Genomic DNA, 24,736 nt, shown 5'->3' on the forward strand with positions numbered 1-24,736 from the left:
GCTGTTCGTCATGATCTGACCAGTCTCCCTGCCCGAACCCTCGGGCGACAGGACGACTCACACAACGACTGGACCTACAAGACGGGGTCAGTCCAACCCGCCGGCGCGCGCTGTCGGCAGCTCAAGGGTGGCTATGGTCACGCCGCAGTCGCCTCTATCCCGTCCACGGCTTCCCGCAAGCGTGGGCCCATGCCGCAGCTCGAAGCTTGTCGTGCGCGTACTCGACATAGTCGCCGACCATCTTCGCAAATGTGCTTGCCTTCTCCCAGTCGTCCGTGGGATGCCCAAGGTCCCGGTCCCACTGGCGGTCGATGTCGGTGTATTCGATGCGCTGGGGGAAGAAGTCGGTCAGCTGCTGAATAGTGGCCTGGGGCAGCGCACGCGGGAGGCGCGCCTGAATCTCCGCGTACCCATTCACCTCGTCGACCCTTACGCGGACCCCAACTTCGTCCCAGGCGCCAATGTCCGGAATTAGTAACTGGAGGTGTGCGTAGATACCCCACGACGGTGCCACCGGCGGGAGAGGGTCACCAAACACCACGTCCTGGTCAGCAGGCGGCCGAATAGAGAAGGGGTAAGACATCAGAAACCTTTCGTCGGTGGACTAGGAACAGCTCCCCTATGCGCATCGTGGCGGGGTAGGCAGGGCCGAGGGAAATGCCCGCAAGAGTCGTCCACTCCCGCCACGGCAAGTCACGACCGCCCTTCCCGTATCGTGCGGCGAGAAATGGGGGTGACCCGAACCGACCGGCGCATGAATGGGACCGGAAGGACTCAGGGTCGCGAGCAACGGAGAATACGTCGCCAAGGCACGTTCTGTCGGGCCGGCTCAGGCGGCGGCGCTACGTGGCCGATGACTCAGCGCTCTGACTTCCCTCCAGCGATGTTGCGCCGTTCAGCCATGGCAGGGAGGGGCACGCACGCCCGGGGTGCCGTGCTCCGCGAGAGCTCGGGACATCACCGCGGGTGCCGATTCGTCCGCGGTCAGTCGCCCTCGCTGGGGTCCCGATCCACGCGGCCGCGTTCTTTGCCCAGAGTTAGAGCCTCGGCAGATGCGAAGCGTCTGCGGATGATCCGCTCCACCGCCGCCGGTTGCCGAACGAGCGCTGCTTGTACTGCGACCTCTGTGAGGTGAGTCGAGCCATCGTGAGGAAGCGCCGGACTCACGCCCGTTAGGCCGACGGGCGCGAGTTCCTGTTTTGAGGCGTGTCCGATGTCGATAGCGCTGACCCCCCAGTCACGAGGAACGAAAGTCCGTCCCCATCCTCGATGTGCATCCACAAGCATCCTCCGAAGAACCCAAAACACCTAAAAGGTGGCGGAACTCGGTCTCGGGAAGGGATACCGCGAAGCCGCCCCATTTTGACCGGGGCGGCTTCGGGTGCGTCGCGGCCGCTTCGTCAATCGCGGATGGCGACGCGCCGCATGATGGCGCTGTTGCGGCTGGTGTCGTCGGTGAAGGGGCCGTCGTACGTCTCGACAAGCAGGTAACGGACGGCGGCGCCGTGGATGCGAAGGGTGTAGGAGGGCAGTGTTTCGGGGCGGCGCTTGCCGTTTCGGACCTGCTGGATGTCTCTATACAGGCGACCGTTCGGGAGTTCCTCGATGGTCGGGACGAGGAACGTGAAGACGAGATGCCATAGCGCGTCCACGGCATTGATGTCGCCGAGGTTGAAGCTCCACCCCTCGGCCCATCGCTGCAGTACGTCCTCGTCGAGGAACTCACCGAAGCTGCACCCCGGCTCGAGGTCGGCGACGTCTGTGAGCGCGCTGATGGCGTCGATGTCCCAGAGGTCCTGAAGCTGGAGGATGAGGTCGCCGTTGGCTTCTACGATGCGTGCGTTGTGGTGAATTGGTGCGGTCCACGAAGCCTCGAAGTTGTGGTCGAGGTAGCGGAATCGCGTGGCGTCCGTGGCGGTGGTGTTGGAGAGCGTGATGTTCTTCATTTTGCGAGTCCTGTTCGTTGGTGTGTCGTGGCGTCGCCGCGAGCTGACACCTACATGTGCGGTCTCCCCAGCGCGGCGGCCCACACGCGACCAAAGACCAAAATTGCAGGGAATCACGCGGAACTTTGGTGCTTCACTGAGCCGCTTTGGTAACAAACCCGTGCTACCAACGAGGAGCCGGATTCGAGTCAAGGTCGTGCTAGCGTGCAGGGTGCCGAAGCTGATCGACCACGCGCAACGTCGCCGCCTGATCGTGAACGCCGCGTGGAGTGTCGTCGCGGAGGACGGTGCGGCGGCCCTGACGGTCCGCCGCGTCGCCGAGGCGGCACGCATCGTGCCAGGGTCGCTCCGCTACATCTTCGAGACACAAGAATCGCTGTTAGACGCAGTCGCCGACGAACTCGTGCAGCGCGTGCGGACCGCTGTCGCGGCAGGAGCGAGCCGATACCCCAGACAGCAGGACCTACCCCTTCGCATGCTCGCGCTGGTCCCGCTGATGACGGACGACGTACAACGCTGGCGCGTCGAGCACGCCCTCTACGTCGGTGCCAGCCGGCACCCGCGCCTCGACGAGGACATCGCCCAATGCCGCAATGCTCGACGCGCCGAATGCGCAACCATCATCCGGAACCTCCACATCGGCATTGACGTTCCCCAACGACACGTCGATGCCGAGGTACTCCGCGCGCTTGCGCTAGTCGAAGGGCTGTCGCACCTCGCCGCTCAGGGAGGCGCATCGAGGATCGAAGCTCACGAGGCACAGGTGATCGTGCGCCGACACCTCCTCGATGTTCAAACGTTGTTGCGCCAGCGCGAAGCGTCCGCGCCGCATCGAACTCGTTGAGCCTGTTGGGTGACGAGATAGGCCCTGAACGGAGATAAGGTCGCGAGTTGCGCATCAAACGATGCCGAGCTCGGTCGGCGTCAGTACAGCGACTGAGAGCCCAGTGAAGACAACTCCGTCCTTGGTGGACAGCTGGTGCTCAGTGGGTTCCGGCGCCGCGCATGACCCGTTGAGTGAATCCTGATTGCAACGACTTCTCAAGCTCACTGGCGGCCTTCAGCTCGTTCGTCGCCGCGGTCAGCGCCGAGTGGCGAGGCGATCCCGAATCAATCCGATGGCTGTCCGCGGTCTCCGACTCGCCCGCAGGTCGCGCCTCTCGTTGGGTGAGTCGGTACGTCGCTATACGACTGCAAAAAGAGGGGAACCCCATGCGCCCCCCTGATGCGGCATGGATACGCAATCAGCGACGAGCGCGAACCTTGACTGTCGTCCAACAGCTGCTTCTCGAGGCACTCCCACACTGGAGTTGGGCTCCGCAGGATGAATCGTGGGACCTGCGCGGAGTGGAACTGGCCACCTTCATCCGCCGAGAGCAGCGCATGCCGCGGGTGCGAGCATCCAGTAAGTCCGAGCGAGCACTCGCTCACTGGTTCTCGCGCCAGCGGATCCTGCATCGGGAGGGGCGGCTAAAGCACGCGCGAGCCATAACCTTCCGGGCGTTGATCTGCGTGGCGCATGAGGGGTACCGCTCGCAAAACGTGCAAACGCCCGCGCGCGACGAGGCGTAGGTTCTCGGTCACCGAGTGGGGGCTGCAGAGACATGATCGCCAGATCGCAAACGCGTCGCTTTCGAAGACGCCGTGCCGCAACGCCGAGCGTTCTGCCTAATCACCTTGGCTGTGGTCGCGGTGACTGAACCTTCTGATCCGGGGGCGTTGCCCCGACTCCTTACACCGGACGAGGTGGCGGACTACCTTCAGGTCCCGCGACGGACGGTGGACCGTTGGCGGGCGGGCGACGGTCCGCCCTTCATCAGGGTCGGCCGCGCGATCCGATACCCGGAACCTGAGTTGGCACTCTGGCTCGCGCAGCGAAGCGATCACCGGCACGGTGCCTGATCCTCGCTTGGAGGTCGACAAAGCCAGGCGGCGCAACTGACAAGGCCTATCTCCGTCCGACTTGGGAGGTGTGATTAACACGGCGGGAAGGTGTGATTTTCAGGTTCACTTATTCGGCGTTTGACTCCGCCTTAGCACGTAGCAGGCGCGCACAAACCGCAGGATTACGTAGGATCAAGTACCTCGTCACCATACGAGCTGTACTTCGGGGTCTGACACCCGGAACGCCGGTACTCCCCCGAGGGTCTGCGGACTCTCGGGGGAGTTCCGCGTCGGGGTGTCACCTCGTCCGGGTCCGAACCGGCGGTCCCGCGCCGCTACGGTGTAACGGTGCGCGAGATCATGCGGATGGGGCTCCGACTCCTCGCAGCCCATTGGCCCGCGCTTCTGGCGTGGTACCTCGCGGGGTCGCTCGGTCGGTACCTGTCCATCCAGCTCGCCGGTCTCGTCGGCGGGTACTCCGCGCTCGGCGGCATCCTGCTCCTCCCGCTGGCGATCCTCGCGAAGCTCGTCAGCGTGGTGGCGATGCTCCTCGTCCTCCGAGACGGGATGCTGCGCCTGAGCGCGATCGCTCCCAGCCCGGTCGACCGTGCCGAGCGCCTCCGGTCGTTCCGCGACGCCCTGTTGTCTGCCGTCCTGCCGTTCATCGCGGTCTACGCCGTCCTCGGGTTCCTCCGCGACGATGTCGCCGCCTACCTTCGGGTGGCCCTCGCGGTGCAGACCGATCGACGGTGGGCTGCGATCCTCGAGGAGACCACGCTCGACACCTCGGGGACGGTGGCCAGCCTCACCTGGGAACCCTGGACGATCGTCGTCGTCGTTCTCGCCTTCGCGGGGCGCTGGGCGTGGAAGCGGTGGCAGAAGGCGCTCCCTCGATGGGCCGCGTTGATCGCGACCTATCTTGAAGCCCTGTGGATCTTCCTCGCCGCGTACTTCGTCGGTGAGGCCCTCGGGCAGGTGACCGCCTGGATCGACACGCGTCAGGCGATGGTGTGGCTGAGCGACCTCCGGCAGGCCGTCGGAGACCTCTTCGCGCCGCTGGGATGGACCTGGGACGCGGTGGAGTGGATCCTCGGGCAGGCCGGCGTGGTGCTCTTCGTTCCGCTCGCGTGGTTGACTATCGCGGGCGTCATCTACGGTCGCACCGTGTCGCCGCAGGGGGTGCAGCTGCGGGGGGCGCTCGTCGACCGCGCCCGCATCCGCTACGGATCTCTGCCGCAGCGGCTCCGGCGCCGCCTGGTCGATCTCGGGTCGGAGGTCGGAGGCCGGCTTCGCCCGATCTGGCAGGCGATTTTGTTGATGTGGCGGGGCGGGCCGATCCTCATCGGCGGGTACGTCCTCCTCTACGCGCTGATCCTCTTCCTCGGGCAAGGCCTGCGGGTCGTCCTCACCCGACTGGTCGGGCCCCACGACCTCTTCGACTTCTGGGTGATCGCCGCCACGCCCCTCTTCCTCCTCGTCCCGCTCGTCGTCGAGCCGCTTCGGACCGTTCTGATCGCGGCGACCTACGACGCGACGGTCGGCGCGCTCATCGGGGCGCCGGTGGTGACGTCAGGGGATGACCTCGAGTCGGAGGAAGCCCGGCAGCTCGTCCGGGACGGTGAGCTCCACGCCGAACGGTCCGCGGGCGTCGTCGGGAACGAGATAGGGCACCGAGACGGTGAACGGCACGGGTGAACCGGACTCGCACGAGGTCGGCCGCTCGTAGCGCCAGTCGACCTCGGTGGTCGCCTCACCCCACTGCCGGCCGGCGCCGCCGAGCTCGCGAAGCGCCGGGGTGGTGCACAGGGGGCTGAGGTCGCCGGGATCGACGGGAATCTCGACCACCAGGACCCTCGTGCCGGCCGGTGCGTCGGCGGCGTACAGACTCGTCTGGTCGACAGCTGTCGCCGGGCCCCAGGTCGCGCCCGCCCACTCGACGCTCTCCCCCGCCGCGGCGGTGGTCGGGAACACGGGGTCGGCCTGACTCCAGCGCCACCACTCGACGCCCGTCGGCACGAGGACTCCCACCGGCAGCAGGATCGCGACCGCACCCAGCGGGAGAGCATTGCGCCGCCACCATCCCCGCGTCATCGCGATGCCCACGCTGTCTCGCGCACTTCGACCTCGTCGAGCAGCTCCAGCTCGGCAAGGTCGATCGATACGGTGACCGCGCTGTCGAGCCGAGCGTCCTCGTTCAGTCCCAGCTCGAGGGTGGCGGCGCGGCGCACGACGTCGCTGGGGAGCTCGAAGGCCACGCTCCCCTGCCGCGGGATGCCCGGCGTGAGGCCGCTTCCGAACAGCGACGACGGGCGCTCGCTTGCGCGGTAGGTGACTCCGTCGATCGTGAGGTCGGCGCGATCGAGGACCGTGCCGTCCTCCTCGTGGGTCGCTTCAGCCTCGAGGTCCACGACCAGCCAGGTGCCGTCCGCCGACCATCCGCCCGCGACCGCCCGCGCTCCGAGTCGTACGTCCGTGACGGCCACGGCGAAGCCCCGGGCTGTGGCGGCCTGATCGATTCCTGCGGCGAGGGGGAACGGCGTTTCAGCGTCGTCCTGGGTCGGGGTGATCTGGATGACACCCCAGGCTGCCACCACGAGCACAAGACCGATCGCCCAGGCCAGCCATCGCCTCATCCCTCCGGCTCCTCGGCGTCTGCGCCGGCACCGACATCGGTCACGTCCAGCGTCATGGTCGCGGCCGTGATCGGTGTCTCCCAGTACTCGCCGGAGGTCACCAGCTGTCCTTTCCGAAGGGCGAGGTCACGGAGCACGACCTCGATCTCGTCACCGTCTGCGAACGCGCCGCGGTCGACCGCCCAGGTGAGGACCAACTCGGCCGGAACGCGCGGCTGCAGGTAGGGAGAGACGGTGGTGTCATCGAACCGCGCGATAGCGGCTGCGGGCTCATCGTCCAGCTGCGCGATGCGCACGCCCGCACGCAGACCGCTAGACCCCTCGGACGGCAGCGCGCGATCCCACACGTTCTCAGCGGTGAGCACGACCGCGAGAACCCGCTGACCGGGCTCGACCGCGATCCCCGCCTCGGGGAGCTCGTCGATGAGGACCGCCCGCTCGACCGTGAGCGCGAATTGGTCGTTCACGTGGGTGTCGCCCGGCTCGAGCGCAGGAAGCGGGGGAACGGCAGCCTGTGCGAGGCCTCCGAATGCGGCGGTGACGGTGAGGAACGCCGCCGTCAGGATGCCCGCGAACCAGCCCGTGGGGATCCGATCCCAGGTGCGTGCCACCCACGCGGCGCGGGTCGGCTGCCCCGAACCGGGAGCCGGAGCCTCGGGTGGGACCGTCACGCCGACACACTACCCCGGAAGCGGGTCAGCTCGACGACGCCGCCCCACGAGGGTGCGCGGTCGGGCGACTCATCGTCGTGCCGTGGGCTCAGCCGTAGAAGAGCCGCTCGAAGCTCCGTCGCGCGCGACGCGAAGTGCGCAGCCAGTCCTCCTCGACCTGCGTCGCCGATCGGGGGGGATATTCCAGCAGCCGACCGATGCCGTCCAGGCGCTTCCGATCGGTCGGAAGCACGTCGCTCGTCTGGCCCGACAGGAGGGTGTTGGCCGAGCGGAGGCGACTGGCGAGCCGCCACGCCTCGAACAACCGCGCGGCGTCGGCCTCAGGCACGATCCCGGCGTCTCTGGCGGCGGTGAGGGCCACGGTCGTGGACGTGGTGCGCAGCGCCGGCACGGTGTGGGCGTACTGCAGCTGCAGCAGCTGCACGAGCCATTCCACGTCGCTGAGGCCGCCGGGGCCGAGCTTCAGATGCCGGGCCGGGTCGGCCCCCTGCGGCAGGCGCTCGTTCTCGACGCGGGCCTTGATGCGCTTGATCTCACGGAGCCCCGTCGGGTCGGGCGCAGCGGGGTAGCGCACCTCGTTGGCGAGCGAGGTGAACGCGGTGATCAGTTTGACACTGCCCGCCACGCCACGGGCGCGCAGCAGCGCCTGCGCCTCCCATGACAGCGACCACCGGCGGTAATACTCTTCGAAGGCATCGAGGGAGCGGGCGAGCGGACCGTTGCGCCCCTCGGGTCGGAGCCCCGCGTCGAGGTCGAGCGGCGCGCGATGGTCTTCGGAATACTTCCGGAGCGCAGCGACGAGCTCCAGGGCCTTGCGCGCCGCCCGTTCGGGATCCATCCCGTTCGGGCGGTAGACGTACATGACATCGGCGTCCGACCCGAACCCGAGCTCGGCGCCGCCGAATCGCCCCATCGCGATCACGGAGAAGTCCAGCGGAGCGTCCTCGGGGTCCAGAAGATCGCGACGGACGGCCCGCAGGGTCGCCTGGATCGTGACCTCGGTGATGGTGGTGAGGGCGTCGGCGAGGTCCTCGATCGTAAGAGTCCCCACGATCGCCGCCATCGCGGTCCGCAGCAGTTCGCGGCGTCGAAGTGCTCGTACGGACCGCATCGCGTCGTCGACGGTCTCGTGGCGGGTCTGGATGGCCCGCGCCTCCTCCTGGAGGGCCAAGCCGCTGCGGGGTCGGAGCAGCTCGGGGTCGTCGAGCCACGCGGCCGACTCGGGGATCCACTCCATCAACTCTCCGACGTACCGCGAGCCCGACAGCACGCGCGTGAGACTCTCGGCGGCTCCCGACGAATCCCGGAGCATGCGGAGGAACCACGGTGTATCGCCCAGCCGCTCGCTGATGCGGCGGAATGCGAGGAGTCCGTAGTCGGGATCGACACCGTCGGCGAACCAGCGGATCATCACCGGCATGAGGTGCCGCTGGATCGTGGCCTTCCGACTGAGGCCGCTCGTGAGTGCCCCGATGTGCCGCAGCGCCCCCGCGGGGTCGGTGAAGCCGATCGCCGCCAGGCGATCATGCGCCTGAGCGGGCGAGAGCGACCGCTCGGCCTCCGGGAGGCTCGCGACAGCGGAGAGCAGGGGGCGATAGAACAGGCGGACATGGATGTCACGGACCTCGCGCTTGATCGCCTCCCACGTCTGCCACACCCGCTCCCCCGTCTCGGCCAGCCCCGTCGCGCGTGCCAGCACGCGCAGCTCGTCGGGTTCGCGCGGCATGAGATGCGTGCGGCGGAGGTTCCGCAGCTGCATCCGATGTTCCAACAGGCGGAGCGTGCGGTAGTCGCGGGAGAAAGCGGATGCTTCGGAACGGCCGATGTACCCCTCTGAGGCGAGGGCCTCCAGCGCCGGGAGAGTGCCTCGCTGCCGAATCCGGTCGTCGCTGAGCCCGTGGACGAGCTGAAGCAGCTGAACGGTGAATTCCACGTCGCGGATGCCACCGGGTCCGAGTTTGATCTGAACGGCGACCTCGTCGGCGGGGATGTGCTCGGTGACCCGCTCCCGCATGCGCTGGACGCTGTCGACGAAGTTCTCGCGCGCCGCGCTGGTCCACACCTTGGGTGCGAGAGCGGCGACGTACTGCTCGCCGAGCGCGACGTCTCCCGCGAGCGGTCGCGCTTTCAGCAGCGCCTGGAACTCCCAGCTCTTCGCCCAGCGTTCGTAATACGACAGGTGCGAGGCGAGCGTGCGCACGAGCGCCCCCTGCTTGCCCTCGGGGCGGAGGTTCGCATCCACCTCCCACAGCGGAGGCTCGATCTCGGCGCCGGATATGCCGCGCATGGTCTGCACGGCCAGGCGTGTGGCGATGTCGACGACCCGGCTCTCACCGATCTCCTCGATGGTGTCGTCGTCGGCGCCGGCGACGAAGATGACATCGACGTCGCTGACGTAGTTGAGCTCCCTCGCCCCGGCCTTGCCCATGCCGATGACGGCGAGGTTCGTGCGTGCCACCTGGTCCGCTGGGAACAGACCCGCGCCGGCGGCGCCGCGGGAGACGCGAGTGCGCGCGACCGCCAACGACGCCTCCAACGCAGCCCCGGCGGCGTCGGCCAGGCGAGCCGCCACGTCGGGGATCACGTCGAGCGGCTGGTGGTGAAGCAGGTCGAATGCCGCGATGCGGGCGAGCAGGCGTCGGTAACGCACGCGCAATCGCACCCAGGATTCCTCCCCGCCCTCCACGGCGAAGCCGTCCTCGGCACTGACCGCGTCGAGCATCTCCTCGCGCAGGCATTCGGGGCTCGGGAGTGCGAGACCGGCACCTTCCAGGTGGGTGAGTTCGTCGGGGCGACGAAGGAAGAACTCCGCGAACCCGGTCGACGCGCCGAGAAGCGCCCACAGGGAGCGCCACCCCTGAGGGTCGTCGTGGATTCGGCGCACCGGGGCGGCATCGCGCCGTGCGATCCGGGTGAGCGCCAGGAGCGCACCATCCGGATCCGCGGCTTCGGCGGCGGCACGGAGCAGATCGGAGCGAGGCACCTCGATCGCGACGGCCAACTCTTCGAGGAGCTCGGCGCTCTCGGAGAGCGCGCCGAAGCCCAGCCGAGCGAGCTCGGTGAGAGACGACGTGCGCTCGCCCGTGCTCATGGACCGGTCAGAGCATCTCGAGGTTGCTCTTCAGCTCGAACGGTGTCACCTGCGAGCGGTACTCCTGCCATTCGCGCCGCTTGTTGAGAAGGACGTACGTGAAGACCTGTTCCCCGAGCGTCTCGGCGACGAGCTCGGACTCTTCCATGTACTCCAGGGCGTGATCCAGGCTCGCCGGCAGCGGCGCATACCCCAGGGCGCGGCGTTCGGCGTCGGTGAGCGACCAGACGTTGTCCTCCGCCTCGGGCGGAAGCTCGTAGCCCTCTTCGATGCCCTTGAGGCCCGCGGCCAGCATGAGCGCGTAAGCCAGGTAGGGGTTGGCGGCCGAGTCGAGAGCGCGGTACTCCACGCGAGAGGACTGGCCCTTGTTGGGCTTGTACAGCGGTACCCGCACGAGCGCCGACCGGTTGTTGTGGCCCCAGGTGATGAAGCTCGGCGCCTCGTCGCCGCCCCACAGTCGCTTGTAGGAGTTGACGAACTGGTTCGTCACCGCCGCGATCTCGTTGGCGTGACGGAGCAGCCCGGCGATGAACTGGCGACCGACCTTGGAGAGCTGGTACTGCGCCCCTTCTTCGTAGAAGGCGTTGACGTCGCCCTCGAACAGCGACATGTGGGTGTGCATGCCGCTTCCGGGCTTGCCGCCGAGGGGCTTGGGCATGAAGGTGGCGTACACGCCCTGCTCGATCGCCACCTCCTTGACCACCGTGCGGAAGGTCATGATGTTGTCGGCGGTGGCGAGGGCGTCGGCGTAGCGCAGATCGATCTCGTTCTGGCCGGGGCCGCCCTCGTGGTGGCTGAACTCCACCGAGATGCCGAGATCCTCCAGCATCCGCACCGAACGGCGACGGAAGTCGTGCGCCGTGCCGCCGGGAACGTTGTCGAAGTACCCGGCCGAGTCGACCGGCTCGGGGCCCTCGGTGCCGAACGACGAGGACTTCAGCAGATAGAACTCGATTTCGGGGTGGGTGTAGAAGGTGAATCCCGCATCGGCGGCCTTCGCCAGAGCGCGCTTGAGGACGTGACGGGGGTCGGCGACAGCGGGCTGGCCGTCCGGGGTCGTGATATCGCAGAACATGCGCGCGGTGGGATCGATCTCGCCGCGCCAGGGCAGGATCTGGAAGGTGCTGGGGTCGGGGTGGGCGAGCAGGTCGGACTCGTACGACCGGGTGAGGCCCTCGATCGCCGAGCCGTCGAAGCCCAGGCCCTCCGAGAATGCTCCTTCGACCTCGGCGGGTGCGATCGCCACCGACTTCAGCGTGCCGATGACGTCGGTGAACCAGAGGCGGACGAACTTCACGCCGCGTTCCTCGATCGTGCGCAGTACGAAGTCCCGCTGCTTGTCCATGGTTTCCTTTCCGCCGGGGTGTCGCGGACGCGGGGCCTGAGCCGTCCGCTCCGAGGTCAGACTAGTTCGCGCCGTCGTCGCCGGCCGGACGGCTCTGCCAGCCGTCCTCGCGGGCCTCGTCCTCGGCCCACGCGCGAGAGCGCTCGCGCAGCACCTCGGGCGCCTTCGCTGCTTCCTCGGCAGTGTCGAAGGGTCCTGCCCGGTCGATGGCGGGCGATTCGAAGCCCTTCTCGACCTCGCCGGTGGTCAGGTTGTACCAGTACTTCTCGCTGTCGTGTGCCACGATGACTCCTCGGCTCGCCACGGATCGTCCGCTGGGTCGATCCTACTGATCGACGGTGGCGTCGATAGGCTTGCGCCATGGCTTCTGACGCGACGCGCGCCGTCGGCATCGACATCGGCGGCACCGGCATCAAGGGTGCAGTGGTGGATCTGAAGGATGGGACCCTCCTCACCGACCGGGTGAAGGTCTCCACCCCGAAGGGCGCGGAGCCGCCCGACGTCCTCGAGGCCGTCAAGGAGGTCCTCTCGCGACTCGAGCTCACCGAGGACGCCATCCCGCTCGGGGTCGCCTTCCCCGCCATCGTGAAGAACGGCACGACGCTGTCGGCCGCGAACGTCTCCGACAAGTGGGTCGGCTTCGAAGCCGAGAAGTTCTTCGAGAACGGACTGGGCCGCGACATCTACTTCGCCAACGATGCGGACGTCGCAGGGGTCGCCGAGATGCGCTACGGCGCTGCACGCGACCAGACCGGATTGGTCATCCTCACCACTCTCGGCACGGGTATCGGCTCGGCGATGATGTACCGCGGTGTGCTCATCCCCAACACCGAGCTGGGGCACCTCCAGCGCGCGAAGCACGGCAAGGACGCCGAGGCGTTCGCCGCGTACTCCGCCATGGAGCGGGAAGAGCTTTCGTGGGAGGAGTGGGCGGAGCGGCTGCAGTGGTACTACGACTACGTGCAGTTCCTCTTCAGCCCGGACCTGTTCATCGTCGGCGGCGGCGTGAGCAAGCACGCCGACAAGTTCCTGCACCTGCTGTCACTGAAGACGCCGATCGTGCCGGCGACCCACCGCAACAACGCGGGGATCATCGGCGCAGCCGCCCTGTCGCTCGGCGTCGAGCCGCAGCTGGCCGACGTGACCGCCGCGGAGTGACCGGGCCCATGAGCGCGCGCCAACGGTAGCCCCGTCCGGGGGCCGCCCATGTCGAGGGGACACCCCTGTGTGCGCATTGCTCTGCAACACCCTGTCCCGTCCGTTCGGTCATCGCATCGATCCAGCACTGGATCCGCTGCGGTATGGCCGACGGAGCCGGGCCCGCGCCCGGGGCGCGAGCCAGAGAGGGGCGAATGGGCCGGCCTGTACGCCGGGTTCTGTCCGGGGGCGTGAGCCCCGTGGACGGTCATCTCTCTCGGCGACACGTTGCCGTGCCGCTCCAGCGGCCTACCCGAGGACTCGGCGAGCCGCGTCAGCATCCTCTGTCTGGCCTTGCTCCGGGCGAGGTTTACCGTGCGGGCCGTGTCACCACGACCCCGGTGGTCTCTTACACCGCCGTTTCACCCTTACCGGGGTCGCCCCCGGCGGTCTGTTCTCTGTGGCACTTTCTCGCGGATCACTCCGGGTGGGTGTTACCCACCGCCCTGCCCTGTGGAGCCCGGACGTTCCTCGGCGCGAGCAAACCCGCGACGCGACCGTCCAGCCGACCCATTCGCTTCTCGAGTGTATCGCGGGGCCGGCGGGCGCCCCGGGCGTCAGGACTTGGCCGCCGTCTGGGTGATCCGCAGATCGAGGGGGAAGTCGAGCGGGAAGTCGCCGAACAGCAGACGGGTGGCCGAGACGGATGCCGCGCGCACGGCGTCGGCCGCTTCCTCGGCCTGCGCGAGCGGGGCATGGACGACGATCTCGTCGTGCAGGAAGAACGCCAGATGCGGGCGCCGATCGAACACCGGTCCCGAAGCGGTCGCGGGCGGGTCGACGGCGTCGCCGCCGAGGGCATGGAGTCGCCCCCGCAGATCGGCGATCCAGGCCAGGGCCCACTCGGCGGCAGTCCCCTGCACCACGAAGTTGCGGGTGAATCGTCCACGGTCGCGTGCGGCACGCCTGGCGCGGTCCTGCTCCGCCGGGGCCGCATCGGGTTGGCTGGCGCGATCCTGCGCTGCCCGCCATCCCGGGCCGGGCTGCGGAGACGCTCGTCCCCACTGTGTCTGAACGACTCCGACGTGTTCGCCGACGCGGGCAGCCTCGTCGACGAGCGCCATCGCGCGGGGAAACGACCTTCGGAGCCTCGGCACCAGTCGCCCGCTCTCCCCCGTGGTCGCTCCGTACATCGCGCCCAGCAGCGCCATCTTGGCGTCGGCCCGGGTTGCGACGGCGCCCGTCTCCACCACGCCCTCGTAGAGGTCCCGCCCTCGCGCGGCGGCAGCGAGGGCGTGATCGCCGGCCATCGCTGCGAGCACCCGCGGTTCGAGCTGGGCGACATCTGCCACGACGAGGCACCAGCCGGGGTCTGCGCGCACGGCCTCGCGGAGCACGCGCGGAATCTGCAGGGCACCCCCTCCCGAGGATGCCCAGCGGCCTGTGACGACACCACCGGGAACATACACCGGCCGGAATCGCCCGTCCCGCACCCATTCGTCGAGCCACGACCAGCCGTTCGCGGTGAGAAGGCGCGACATCCGTTTGTACTCCACGAGCGGGGCGATAGCGGGGTGGGTGTGACGCGCGAGCTCCCAGCGGCTCGTCGTTTCGACATCGATCCCCACCCGGTGCAGCGCGCGGAGGAGCTTCGGAGGCGAATCGAGCGACACCCCTGGGTCGCCCAGAGCATCGCGAACCTCCGAGGCGAGCAGCCGCATCCGCTCCGGCAGCTCGTCTCCGCGGGGCCGCGGACCGAGGATGTCCGAGAGCACGTGATCGTGCGCCGCGGTGTCCCAGGGCAGACCCGCCGCCGTCATCTCCACGGCGGCGAGCGCTCCGGCTGATTCGGCGGCGAGGAGCAGCCGGAGCGATCGGGGCGATGCGCTCGAAGCGATCGCGTCCCTCTGGCGCCCGAACTCGCGCAGAACGGCGTCGAGCGCCTCCGGAAGGTGCGACCCGCCCGCGTCGGGGTCCAGGGAGAAGAGGACGTCGGCGTCGTGGGCCTCGGCGGCCTTCACCGGGGCATTCCAATCCGGATCGGTGCGCGCGACGACGTCGGCGAGCATGTCCGGGCGCGATCTCAGGATCGCATGCGCGAGGCGGAGATCGTGGCAGCGCGCCACGCGGACCCCCGCGGCGAGCAGACCTCCGTAGACACGGCCGGTGTCCGACCAGACCCAGCGTGGGGTGTGGGTGGCCTCGATCCCTCTCACCCATGGCTCCAGCTCGCCGGGGGCGAGAACATGACGCTCGCCCTCGGAGCCGGCTGCCGTCAGGGTGACCGCCTCCCAGCCGTCTGCGGTCGCGCCCAGTGCGACCCACGCGACGTCCGCCGATGGTGCTGTCATCCGGCGATGTCCGCCCGTCGGGCGGGCGCGGGTCTCAGACGCCCGACTCTTCGGTGCGGACGAGGATGCCGCCGCACTCCGGGCAGGTGACCACCGCGTCATCCGGGCTCTGCCTGATCCGCTGCACATCGGTGCCCGACAGCACCATGTGGCAGCCCTCGCAGGTCTGTCGGCGCAGCAGACCCGCACCGACGCCTCGAGCGGCGAGACGTTCGTAGAGTGCCAGCAGGTCGGCGGCGATGGATCCTGCAACGGCGTCGCGGTCGCGCTGAGTGGCGGTCAGCGAGGCTTCCGCCTCGGCGACGGCGCGCTTGGCTTCCGCGCTCAGCTGCGCGCCCTCCTCGTTCGTGGCGCGGATGAGCTCCTCCTGCTCGACGACCGCGGCTTCGGCGGCGTCGAGCTTCTCCATGACTTCGAGCTCGGCGTCCTCCAGGTCGCGCTTCCGGCGAGCGAGCGAGGCGAGCTCGCTTTCAAACCCCTGCGCTTCACGGGCGTTCGAACTCGCCGCCAGGCGCTCCTCGTCACGTGCGCGACGCGCATCGACGACGGCGACGTCGGACTCGATCCGCGCCAGCTCCGCTCGCAGATCGTCGCGTGCACCGGCGCGACGGCTGAGCTCCTGCGTCAGCGCCGTGCGACGGGCGAGGAGCTCTTTGACACGCTCGGCCTGCGGCGGGTTCCGCCGCGCGTGCTCTGCCTGGCGGATGCGAGTGTCGAGGTCGGAGACCTCCAGGAGACGGCGCTGATCGGCAGGAGAGGCGTTCACGTGTCCAACCTACCCGCCGCGTCCCCCGCACCGTCGGCCGCGCACTGCCCCATACGGGTCCCGAGCGCAAGGCCTCGGACGGCGGACCCGGTGTCCGTAGCCTGGGCGCCACCAGACGCAAGGAGCACCGATGACGAACTTCGGCTACACCCTCATGACCGAGCAGAGCGGCCCGAAGGAGCTCGTCCGCTACGCCCGCGCGGCCGAGGACGTCGGCTTCGACTTCGAGGTCTCGAGCGATCACTTCTCTCCCTGGTTGACCACGCAGGGGCATGCGCCCTACGCCTGGTCGGTGCTGGGCGCGGTGGCCGCCGTGACCGACCGGGTGGAGCTGATGACCTACGTCACCTGTCCGACGGTGCGCTACCACCCCGCGGTGGTCGCGCAGAAGGCTGCCACCGTGCAGCTTCTCTCGGATGGCCGTTTCACCCTGGGCCTCGGATCGGGCGAGAGCCTGAACGAGCACGTCGTCGGTGAGGGGTGGCCCGGAGTGGACGTGCGACAGGACATGCTCGTCGAGGCGATCGAGATCATCCGCGCCCTGCACACCGGCGACCTGGTGACCTACGACGGACAGTACTTCCGCGTGGACTCCGCGCGCGTCTGGGACGCTCCCGAGGGTGGGGTCCCGCTGGCGACAGCCGTGTCGGGCCCGAAGTCCATCGACCGGTTCTCCGCGCTCGTCGACCACATGATCGCCGTCGAGCCCGAGGCGGAGCTCGTTCTCGGATGGGACGAGGCGCACGGGGGCACCTCGCGGAAGATCGGGCAGATCCCGATCTCGTGGGATCCCGACGAGGATGCCGCGGTCGCCCGCGCCCACGAGCAGTTCCGGTGGTTCGGGCTGGGCTGGCCGGTCAACTCCGAGCTTCCCACCCCGGCGAGTTTCGCCGCAGCCAGCCAGTTCGTCCGGCCCGACGACGTCGCAGACGGCATCGCCTGCGGCCCCGACCTCGACAAGATCGCCGAGAGCGTGCGGCCCTACCTCGACGCCGGATTCACCGACGTCGCCCTGGTGCAGATCGGCGGCGAACACCAGGAGCGCTTCCTCGCCGAGGCGGCAGGTCCGCTTCTCGAGCGGCTCCGCGCGCTGTGACCGAGACCGCACCCCTCCTAGACTGAGAGGGAAGGGCCTTTAGCTCAGCTGGTAGAGCGCCACGTTTACACCGTGGATGTCGTCGGTTCGATCCCGGCAGGGCCCACCGAGGACTCGATAGGCTTGTCGATGGTGTGTTGTGCGGAGCGAACAAAGCGATCCGCACGTCCATGGTGAATGTCTGGCACGATCTGCCAGCCGAAGAAAGGTCTCGTGTGACTGTTCACGACCAGGATCCGTACTCTCAGGGCCCGCAGGACAGCGACCCGGAAGAGACCTCGGAGTGGCAGGAATCGCTCCAGCAGCTGGTGCAGGCCAAGGGCCCGCAGCGCGGACGCGAGATCATGCTCAGTCTGCTGAAGGCGTCGAAGGAACTCCACCTGGGCGTCCCGATGGTTCCCACCACCGACTACATCAACACCATCGCGGCCGAGAACGAGCCCGATTTCCCCGGTGACGAGGAGATCGAGCGACGCTACCGCGCGTGGATCCGGTGGAACGCCGCCATCACGGTCCACCGCGCCCAGCGTCCGGGCATCGCCGTCGGCGGTCACATCTCGACCTACGCCTCGTCGGCCGCCCTCTACGAGGTCGGCTTCAACCACTTCTTCCGCGGTCAGGACCACCCCTCCGGGGGCGACCAGATCTTCATCCAGGGCCATGCGTCCCCCGGCACATACGCGCGCGCGTTCTTGGAGGGTCGTCTCACCGAAGCCCAGCTCGACGGCTTCCGGCAGGAGAAGTCCGCCGCCCCGAACGGCATCCCTTCCTACCCGCACCCCCGTCTGATGCCGGAGTTCTGGCAGTTCCCGACGGTGTCGATGGGGCTCGGCCCGATCAACGCCATCTATCAGGCGATGACGAACAAGTACCTCACCAACCGCGGGATCAAGGACGTCTCCGACAGCCACGTCTGGGCGTTCCTCGGTGACGGCGAGATGGACGAGGTCGAGAGCCGCGGCCAGCTGCAGGTCGCTGCGAATGAGGGCCTGGACAACCTCACCTTCGTCATCAACTGCAACCTGCAGCGCCTGGACGGTCCCGTCCGCGGCAACGGCAAGATCATCCAGGAGCTCGAGAGCTTCTTCCGCGGCGCCGGGTGGAATGTCATCAAGGTCATCTGGGGCCGCGAGTGGGACGACCTCCTCGCCCGTGACAGCGAGGGTGCGCTCCTGAACCTCATGAACGTCACCCCCGACGGCGACTACCAGACGTACAAGGCCGAGAACGGTGCGTACGTCCGCGAGCACTTCTTCGGGCGCGACGAGCGTGCTGCCGCTCTGGTCAAGGACTACAGCGACGAGCAGATCTGGAACCTCAAGCGCGGCGGGCACGACTACCGCAAGGTCTACGCCGCATTCAAGGCGGCCGCCGAGCACAAGGGCCAGCCGACCGTCATCCTCGCCAAGACCATCAAGGGGTACGGCCTCGGTCCGCACTTCGAGGGTCGCAACGCCACGCATCAGATGAAGAAGATGACGCTGGACGACCTCAAGCTCTTCCGCGACGCGATGCACATCCCCGTCAGCGACGCGCAGCTCGAGGAGAACCCCTACCTCCCGCCGTACTACAACCCCGGACCGCAGGACGAGACCATCCAGTACCTGCAGGAGCGGCGGCGGGCCCTCGCCGGCTACCTGCCGGAGCGACGCACGCATCACGTCGGGCTGGAACTCCCCGGCGATCAGGCGTACGCCCTGCCTAAGAAAGGATCGGGCACGCAGGAGGTTGCGACGACGATGGCCTTCGTCCGTCTGCTGAAGGACCTGCTGCGCGTGAAGGACTTCGGTCACCGCATCGTCCCGATCATCCCCGACGAGGCCCGCACGTTCGGCATGGACGCGTACTTCCCGACGGCGAAGATCTACAACCCGCACGGTCAGCACTACACCTCTGTCGACCGCGAACTGCTTCTGGCGTACAAGGAGAGTCCCCAGGGGCAGATCATCCACGTCGGCATCAATGAGGCCGGCGCGCTTGCCGCCTTCACCGGCACCGGTACGTCGTACTCCACCCACGGTGAGCCGCTGATCCCGGTCTACGTGTTCTACTCGATGTTCGGATTCCAGCGCACCGGCGACGCCCTGTGGGCGGCCGGGGATCAGATGGCCAGGGGCTTCCTCATCGGTGCCACCGCGGGCCGGACGACCCTGACGGGCGAGGGACTCCAGCACGCCGACGGTCACTCTCCGCTCCTGGCCTCGACCAACCCGGCGGTGATCAGCTACGACCCGGCCTACGGCTACGAGATCGCCCACATCGTGCGGGCCGGAATCGAGCGGATGTACGGCGGGAACCACCCCGACCCGAACGTCATGTACTACCTCACGGTGTACAACGAGCCGATGGTTCAGCCTGCGGAGCCGGAGGGTGTCGACGTCGAGGGCATCGTCCGCGGCATCCATCGCATCGCACCCGCCGCCGGCGGCGAGAGCGCCCGCGCACAGATCCTCGCCTCGGGCGTGGGCGTGCCGTGGGCACTCGAGGCCCAGCAGCTGCTGCGCGACGACTGGGGGGTCCAGGCCGACGTGTGGTCCGTGACCTCATGGGGCGAGCTGCGTCGCGACGGTCTCGCCGCCGACGAGCACAACTTCCTCCACCCCGACGGCGAGGAGCGCACTGCCTACGTCACCGACAAGCTGGCTGGAACGCCGGGCCCGGTCATCGCGGTCAGCGACTTCGAGCATGCCGTCCAGGATCAGATCCGCCCGTGGGTGCAGCACAACTTCCACACCCTGGGCGCCGACGGGTTCGGCTTCTCCGACACCCGGCCGGCCGCACGCCGGTGGTTCAAGATCGACGGCCCCTCGATCGTCGTCAAGACCCTGCAGGCGCTGGCCGCCGAGGGGACGGTGGATCGTTCGCTGTCGGTGCAGGCGATCGAGAAGTACCGCCTGCACGACGTCAGCGCGGGCACGAGCGGGAACGCGGGCGGCGAGAGCTGATCCGGGACCCCTCCGACGATGGACAAGGCCGAAACGCTCGCCTGGCTCCGACGCATCTCGGGCGACCTCGCCACGGCCACGATCCAGCGTCTCGAGGACTCACTGCCCTGGTATGCCGAGATGCCGCCGGCCCGTCGGTCGGCGGTGGGTCTGGTCGCCCAGGCGGGTATCAGCTCCTTCATCCAGTGGTATGACGATCCCGGGTCCACGCCCTGGATCGCTGCGGACATCTTCGCCGCCGCGCCGCGTGAACTCCTGCGGAGCGTGTCGCTGACGCAGACGCTGCAGCTCATCCGGGTCACCGTCGAGGTGACCGAGGAGCGGGTGGCGGGGAAGGACGAGAACCTCCGCGAGGCGATCCTGCTCTACTCGCGCGAGGTCGCGTTCGCCGCCGCGGACGTCTACGCCCGCGCGGCGGAGGCGCGGGGGCTGTGGGACGCGCGCCTGGAGGCCCTCGTGGTGGACTCGATCCTCACCGGCGAGGCCGACGAGGAGCTGCCGAGCCGGATCGCTGCCCTCGGCTGGCACGGACACGGCGAGGTGGCGGTGCTCGTGGGCACCACTCCCCCGCAGTTCGACGTCGACCAGCTGCGCCGTACGGCGCGCAAGCTCGGAGTCGACGTGCTGATCGGTGTCCAGGGCTCGCGACTGGTCCTGGTCGTCGGCCGCGCCGACGCCCCGCGCGGGGAGGAGACGCCCACCGACCTGCCGTTCGACGAGATCGCCCGGCGTCTCGAACCCGGCTTCGGAACGGGCTACCTCGTGCTCGGACCTGCCGTCCCCGCACTCGTCGACGCCAGCCAGAGTGCTCGCGCCGCCCTCGCCGGCTTCGCGGTCGCCCGAGCCTGGCGTCATGCGCCCCGGCCCGTCGAGGCCGATGACCTCCTCCCGGAGCGGGCTCTTGCCGGTGATCCGCTGGCGAAGCAGACGCTCGTGGAGCGGATCTATCGCCCGCTGCAGAGCCACAGCTCCGACCTGGTGACGACGTTGTGGAGCTACCTCGACAACGGCCGCTCGCTCGAGGCGACCGCGCGGGAGCTCTTCGTGCACCCCAACACGGTGCGCTACCGGCTGAAACGCGTGTCGGAGGTCATCGGGTGGGACGCTACGGGGCCGCGCGAAGCGCTCATCCTGCAGACGGCGCTGATTCTCGGATCGATCGGGACGGATGCCACCCGTCGACGTTCTCCCGGACCACGACGCGTCGGATGAGAACCCCTTCTCTGTGCGCAACGCACAAAGGCTCCGGCTATTTCTGTGTCGCACCCTCCAGAAGGTGCCGCAGGATCATTGAAAGGATGGAACCGTGATCATCGCCGTCTTCCCTGGTCAGGGCTCGCAGACGCCGGGATTCCTCGCCCCGTGGCTGGAGATCCCGGGGGCGCGGGAGACCCTCGAGGTCTACTCCGATGCCGCGGGCGTCGATCTCGTCGCCGCCGGAACGGAGTGGGACGCCGATCGCATCCGCGACACCCAGGTGGCTCAGCCGCTGATCGTCGCAGCCGGTCTCCTGGCCTGGGGCGAGTTGGGCAGGCCCCGGCAGGTGTCGGGGGTGGCCGGGCATTCGGTCGGCGAATTCACCGCTGCCGCTGCCGCTGCGATCCTCCCCGACGCCGAAGTGCTGCGCCTGGTGGGAGTCCGTGGGCGGGCGATGGCGGATGCCGCGGCGCAAGCCGACACCGGCATGAGCGCCGTCATCGGCGGCGACGAGACGGCCGTTCTGGAGCGGCTCTCCGCGCTCGGGCTGACGCCCGCCAACCACAACGGCGCCGGGCAGATCGTCGCTGCGGGAGCCCGTGCCGATCTCGACCGTCTCGCCGCCGAACCCGTCGCCGGCACGCGCGTCATCCCGCTCCAGGTGGCGGGCGCCTTCCACACCGATCACATGGCGCCGGCCGTGACCGCACTCCGCGACGCGGCAGCCCAGACCGTGGGCGGTGATCCTCTCCGGACCATCTGGACGAACCGCGACGGTTCCGCCGTGAAGACCGGACGGGCCTTCATCGATCTCCTCGTCGAGCAGGTCGCCTCGCCCGTGCGCTGGGACCTGTGCATGGCGAGCTTCGCCGCCGCCGGCGTCACCGGCATCATCGAACTCACCCCCGCGGGCACGCTCACCGGGCTCGCGAAGAGGGCCCTCCGCGGCATCCCGACCGTCGCCGTGAAGACGCCCGACGATCTCGCCGCCGCCGTCGGGCTCTGGGAAGGACCCGCCGCATGACCGTCTCCCTGCGTCAACCCACGGGCGTGGCACATACGCGCATCTACGCGTACGGTGCCGCGCGCGGCGAACGCGCCGTCCCCAACGAGGATCTGATCGGGCCGATCGACTCCAGCGACGAGTGGATCCGCCAGCGCACGGGCATCGTCACCCGTATGCGGGCCGAAGCCGACACCGATGCCATCGATCTCGCCACGGAGGCCACCCGTGAGGCGATCGCGCGTTCCGGCGTCGATCCGAGCGCCGTCGACCTGGTGATCTGCGCGACGATCAGCAACCCCAAGCAGACGCCGTCGGTGTCGGCGATCGTGGCCGATCGCGTGGGCGCCAACCCCGCGGCCGCCTACGACGTCAACGCCGCGTGCGCCGGCTTCGCCTACGGCGTGGCTCAGGCCGATGCCCTGATCCGAGCCGGAGCGGCGCACTATGCCGTCGTCGTGGGCACCGAGAAGCTCAGCGACGTCGTCGATCCGACCGATCGCAGCATCTCCTTCCTGCTCGGCGACGGCGCCGGCGCCGTCGTCGTCGGCCCGAGCGACACGCCCGGCATCGGTCCCACCGTCTGGGGGTCCGACGGCTCCAAGGCCGACGCGGTCGGGATGAATCACACGCTCACGGACTTCCGGGACGGGAAGGCGCCCTGGCCGACCCTCCGCCAGGAGGGCCCCACCGTGTTCCGCTGGGCGGTGTGGGAGATGGTGAAGGTCGCGCGCGAGGCGCTCGAGGCGGCAGGTGTCGAGGCATCCGATCTCGCGGCCTTCGTCCCTCACCAGGCCAACATGCGCATCATCGACGAATTCGCCAAGCAGCTGAAGCTTCCCGACACGGTGGTCATCGGCCGTGACATCGAGACGACCGGCAACACGTCGGCCGCGTCGATCCCCCTCGCCACGCATCGTCTGCTGGAGGAGCATCCCGAACTCAGCGGCGGACTCGCTCTGCAGATCGGGTTCGGCGCCGGACTCGTCTTCGGCGCGCAGGTGATCGTGCTCCCGTGAGCGCGGGACCCACGACTCTAAACTGAACGGGGCCCGACCGGGCTTCCCCCGAGAAAACAGGAGAAACCATGGCATTCACCAACGACGAGGTCCTCGCCGGGCTCGCTGAGCTCATCACCGACGAGACCGGCATCTCGGCCGACGAGGTAGCCCTGGAGAAGTCGTTCACCGACGACCTCGACATCGACTCGATCTCGATGATGACGATCGTCGTCAACGCCGAGGAGAAGTTCGGCGTGACGATCCCCGACGACGAGGTGAAGAACCTCAAGACCGTCGGCGACGCCGTCACCTACATCACGTCGAACCAGGCGTAGCGCCCTCCGGTGGGGGCCCTCGGCCCCCACCGGCACGACACACCGAGGAATCACCTTCGTATGAGCACGTCACGCATCGTCGTCACCGGAATCGGCGCCTCCTCTCCCATCGGCGCGACCGCGCCCGAGAGTTGGGAGGCGCTGCTCGAGGGAGCATCCGGAACCCGCACCCTCGAGCACGAGTGGGTCGAGCAGTATCAGCTGCCTGTCACCTTCGCCGCGCAGGCCAAGGTGCGGCCCGACACCGTTCTCGAGCGCCCCGTCGCCAAACGGCTCGACCCGGCATCGCAGTTCGCGATGGTTGCGGCGATGGAAGCATGGGAGGACGCGGGGCGCCCTGACGTCGCTCCCGAGCGACTGGGCGTCGACTTCGCCACGGGCATCGGCGGAGTGTGGACGCTGCTGGACGCGTGGGACACGCTGCGCGAGAAGGGTCCGCGGCGGGTCATGCCCATGACCGTCCCGATGCTCATGCCCAATGCCGCGGCGGGCAACCTCTCGCTCCACTTCGGCGCGCGGGCTTTCGCCCGCACGGTCGCAAGTGCCTGCGCGTCGAGCACCGAGTCGATCGTCAACGCCGTGGAGCACCTGCGCGCGGGCCTCGCCGACGTCGTGATCGCCGGCGGCACGGAGTCGGCGATCCATCCGATCACGATCGCCTCCTTCGCCTCGATGCAGGCGCTGTCGCGCCGCAACGACGACCCCGCCACCGCCTCGCGGCCCTGCAGCGTGGACCGTGACGGATTCGTCATGGGCGAGGGGGCGGGTGTCCTCATCCTCGAGACCGAAGAGCACGCCCGTGCCCGCGGGGCCAAGATCTACGCCGCGGTCGTCGGTGGCGGCGTGACCGCCGACTCGTACCACATCACGGCCAACGACCCCGAGGGAGTGGGGGCGGCCCGGGCGGTGCGGATGGCGCTGGGGATGGCGGACGCTTCGCCCGACGACGTCACGCACGTCAACGCGCACGCCACCTCGACGCCCGTCGGTGACCCGAACGAGTACACCGCACTGAAGACGGTCTTCGGCGACCGGATCGATGAGATCCCGGTTTCGGCGACGAAGGCGTCGACGGGCCACCTCCTGGGCGGCACCGGTGCCCTCGAGGCGATCTTCACGGTGCTCGCTCTTCGCGACCGCATCGCGCCGCCCACCATCAACATCACCACGCAGGACCCCCAGGTGCCTTTCCGCATCTCGGGCGAACGCATGGAGCTCGGACGCGGCGACCAGCTCGCCATCAGCAACTCGTTCGGGTTCGGCGGGCACAACGCCGTGGCTGCGTTCGCGAGCGTCTGAGGTCCACCCCTTCCTGCACGGCAGAGGCCCCCGACC

The 24,736-nt window shown here is 68.7% G+C and carries 20 protein-coding genes, 1 tRNA gene and 1 other RNA gene; 12 read left to right on the plus strand and 10 right to left on the minus strand.

Going from position 1 to position 24,736, the window contains the following annotated elements; genetic code table 11:
- Window positions 1–154 precede the first annotated feature (154 nt).
- Both HDC37_RS09065 and HDC37_RS09070 read right to left on the minus strand, forming a co-directional pair.
- A complete protein-coding gene (locus HDC37_RS09065; RefSeq protein WP_179560107.1) occupies window positions 155–583 on the minus strand; it encodes a hypothetical protein in 429 nt (142 codons plus the stop codon).
- Window positions 584–1,400: 817 nt separating this feature from the next.
- On the minus strand, window positions 1,401–1,946 hold the full coding sequence (locus HDC37_RS09070; RefSeq protein ID WP_179560108.1) for a hypothetical protein: 546 nt from the start codon (window positions 1,944–1,946) through the stop codon (window positions 1,401–1,403).
- A 211-nt stretch (window positions 1,947–2,157) separates the two neighbouring features.
- On the opposite strand from HDC37_RS09070, the gene HDC37_RS09075 reads away from it, so the two are divergent.
- The 3 genes from HDC37_RS09075 (at window position 2,158) to HDC37_RS09085 (ending at window position 5,525) form a co-directional block, all read left to right on the plus strand.
- A complete protein-coding gene (locus HDC37_RS09075) occupies window positions 2,158–2,790 on the plus strand; it encodes a TetR/AcrR family transcriptional regulator (protein WP_179560109.1) in 633 nt (210 codons plus the stop codon).
- Window positions 2,791–3,638: 848 nt separating this feature from the next.
- A complete protein-coding gene (locus HDC37_RS17600) occupies window positions 3,639–3,848 on the plus strand; it encodes a helix-turn-helix transcriptional regulator (protein WP_374939174.1) in 210 nt (69 codons plus the stop codon).
- A gap of 330 nt (window positions 3,849–4,178) precedes the next feature.
- Window positions 4,179–5,525: a hypothetical protein gene (locus HDC37_RS09085; RefSeq protein ID WP_308472157.1), complete on the plus strand. Its 1,347-nt coding sequence runs from the start codon at window positions 4,179–4,181 to the stop codon at window positions 5,523–5,525.
- Between the two features lie 392 nt (window positions 5,526–5,917).
- Here the strand turns inward: HDC37_RS09085 and HDC37_RS09090 are convergent, their stop codons facing one another.
- The 5 genes from HDC37_RS09090 to HDC37_RS09110 all read right to left on the minus strand — a co-directional run bounded on the left by HDC37_RS09090 (window position 5,918) and on the right by HDC37_RS09110 (window position 11,853).
- Window positions 5,918–6,463, minus strand: a complete 546-nt coding sequence (locus HDC37_RS09090) for a hypothetical protein (RefSeq protein ID WP_179560110.1) — start codon at window positions 6,461–6,463, stop codon at window positions 5,918–5,920.
- Complete coding sequence (locus HDC37_RS09095; RefSeq protein ID WP_218869571.1) at window positions 6,460–7,134, minus strand: hypothetical protein; 675 nt, start codon at window positions 7,132–7,134, stop codon at window positions 6,460–6,462. The genes HDC37_RS09090 and HDC37_RS09095 overlap by 4 nt, the downstream gene beginning before the upstream one ends.
- Before the next feature lie 88 nt (window positions 7,135–7,222).
- Window positions 7,223–10,225 (minus strand): bifunctional [glutamine synthetase] adenylyltransferase/[glutamine synthetase]-adenylyl-L-tyrosine phosphorylase, encoded by a 3,003-nt coding sequence (locus HDC37_RS09100; protein WP_179560111.1) that lies wholly within the window; start codon window positions 10,223–10,225, stop codon window positions 7,223–7,225.
- 7 nt (window positions 10,226–10,232) lie between these two features.
- Window positions 10,233–11,570: a type I glutamate--ammonia ligase gene (gene glnA / locus HDC37_RS09105; RefSeq protein ID WP_179560112.1), complete on the minus strand. Its 1,338-nt coding sequence runs from the start codon at window positions 11,568–11,570 to the stop codon at window positions 10,233–10,235.
- Window positions 11,571–11,631: 61 nt separating this feature from the next.
- A complete protein-coding gene (locus HDC37_RS09110) occupies window positions 11,632–11,853 on the minus strand; it encodes an SPOR domain-containing protein (protein WP_179560113.1) in 222 nt (73 codons plus the stop codon).
- A 77-nt stretch (window positions 11,854–11,930) separates the two neighbouring features.
- Between HDC37_RS09110 and ppgK the strand changes: the two genes are divergently transcribed.
- The gene (gene ppgK, locus HDC37_RS09115; RefSeq protein ID WP_179560114.1) at window positions 11,931–12,728 is read left to right on the plus strand and encodes a polyphosphate--glucose phosphotransferase; all 798 of its coding nucleotides are present in this window, start codon (window positions 11,931–11,933) and stop codon (window positions 12,726–12,728) included.
- 191 nt (window positions 12,729–12,919) lie between these two features.
- On the opposite strand, the gene rnpB is transcribed toward ppgK, so the two are convergent.
- The 3 genes from rnpB to HDC37_RS09130 form a co-directional block, all read right to left on the minus strand.
- An RNA gene (gene rnpB, locus HDC37_RS09120) (RNase P RNA component class A) lies at window positions 12,920–13,280 on the minus strand.
- A 44-nt stretch (window positions 13,281–13,324) separates the two neighbouring features.
- On the minus strand, window positions 13,325–15,058 hold the full coding sequence (locus HDC37_RS09125) for a bifunctional 3'-5' exonuclease/DNA polymerase (RefSeq protein WP_179560115.1): 1,734 nt from the start codon (window positions 15,056–15,058) through the stop codon (window positions 13,325–13,327).
- A 34-nt stretch (window positions 15,059–15,092) separates the two neighbouring features.
- The gene (locus HDC37_RS09130) at window positions 15,093–15,824 is read right to left on the minus strand and encodes a zinc ribbon domain-containing protein (protein ID WP_179560116.1); all 732 of its coding nucleotides are present in this window, start codon (window positions 15,822–15,824) and stop codon (window positions 15,093–15,095) included.
- Between the two features lie 130 nt (window positions 15,825–15,954).
- On the opposite strand from HDC37_RS09130, the gene HDC37_RS09135 reads away from it, so the two are divergent.
- The 8 genes from HDC37_RS09135 to HDC37_RS09170 all read left to right on the plus strand — a co-directional run bounded on the left by HDC37_RS09135 (window position 15,955) and on the right by HDC37_RS09170 (window position 24,700).
- On the plus strand, window positions 15,955–16,920 hold the full coding sequence (locus HDC37_RS09135; protein WP_179560117.1) for an LLM class F420-dependent oxidoreductase: 966 nt from the start codon (window positions 15,955–15,957) through the stop codon (window positions 16,918–16,920).
- Window positions 16,921–16,953: 33 nt separating this feature from the next.
- Window positions 16,954–17,026 (plus strand) — tRNA-Val (locus tag HDC37_RS09140).
- Window positions 17,027–17,135: 109 nt separating this feature from the next.
- Window positions 17,136–19,865 carry a pyruvate dehydrogenase (acetyl-transferring), homodimeric type gene (gene aceE, locus HDC37_RS09145; protein WP_179560118.1) on the plus strand — a complete coding sequence of 910 codons (2,730 nt, stop codon included), beginning with the start codon at window positions 17,136–17,138 and terminating at the stop codon, window positions 19,863–19,865.
- A gap of 18 nt (window positions 19,866–19,883) precedes the next feature.
- A complete protein-coding gene (locus HDC37_RS09150; protein WP_124293292.1) occupies window positions 19,884–21,077 on the plus strand; it encodes a CdaR family transcriptional regulator in 1,194 nt (397 codons plus the stop codon).
- 94 nt (window positions 21,078–21,171) lie between these two features.
- On the plus strand, window positions 21,172–22,086 hold the full coding sequence (locus HDC37_RS09155; RefSeq protein WP_179560119.1) for an ACP S-malonyltransferase: 915 nt from the start codon (window positions 21,172–21,174) through the stop codon (window positions 22,084–22,086).
- Window positions 22,083–23,084, plus strand: a complete 1,002-nt coding sequence (locus HDC37_RS09160; protein WP_179560120.1) for a beta-ketoacyl-ACP synthase III — start codon at window positions 22,083–22,085, stop codon at window positions 23,082–23,084. The genes HDC37_RS09155 and HDC37_RS09160 overlap by 4 nt, the downstream gene beginning before the upstream one ends.
- A 68-nt stretch (window positions 23,085–23,152) precedes the next feature.
- Complete coding sequence (locus tag HDC37_RS09165) at window positions 23,153–23,401, plus strand: acyl carrier protein (RefSeq protein ID WP_124293295.1); 249 nt, start codon at window positions 23,153–23,155, stop codon at window positions 23,399–23,401.
- A gap of 60 nt (window positions 23,402–23,461) precedes the next feature.
- Entirely contained in the window at window positions 23,462–24,700 is a 1,239-nt protein-coding gene (locus HDC37_RS09170; protein WP_179560121.1) for a beta-ketoacyl synthase, read from the plus strand.
- Window positions 24,701–24,736: the final 36 nt, after the last annotated feature.

The sequence above is a fragment of the Microbacterium sp. AK009 genome (assembly GCF_013410955.1).
GTDB lineage: Bacteria > Actinomycetota > Actinomycetes > Actinomycetales > Microbacteriaceae > Microbacterium.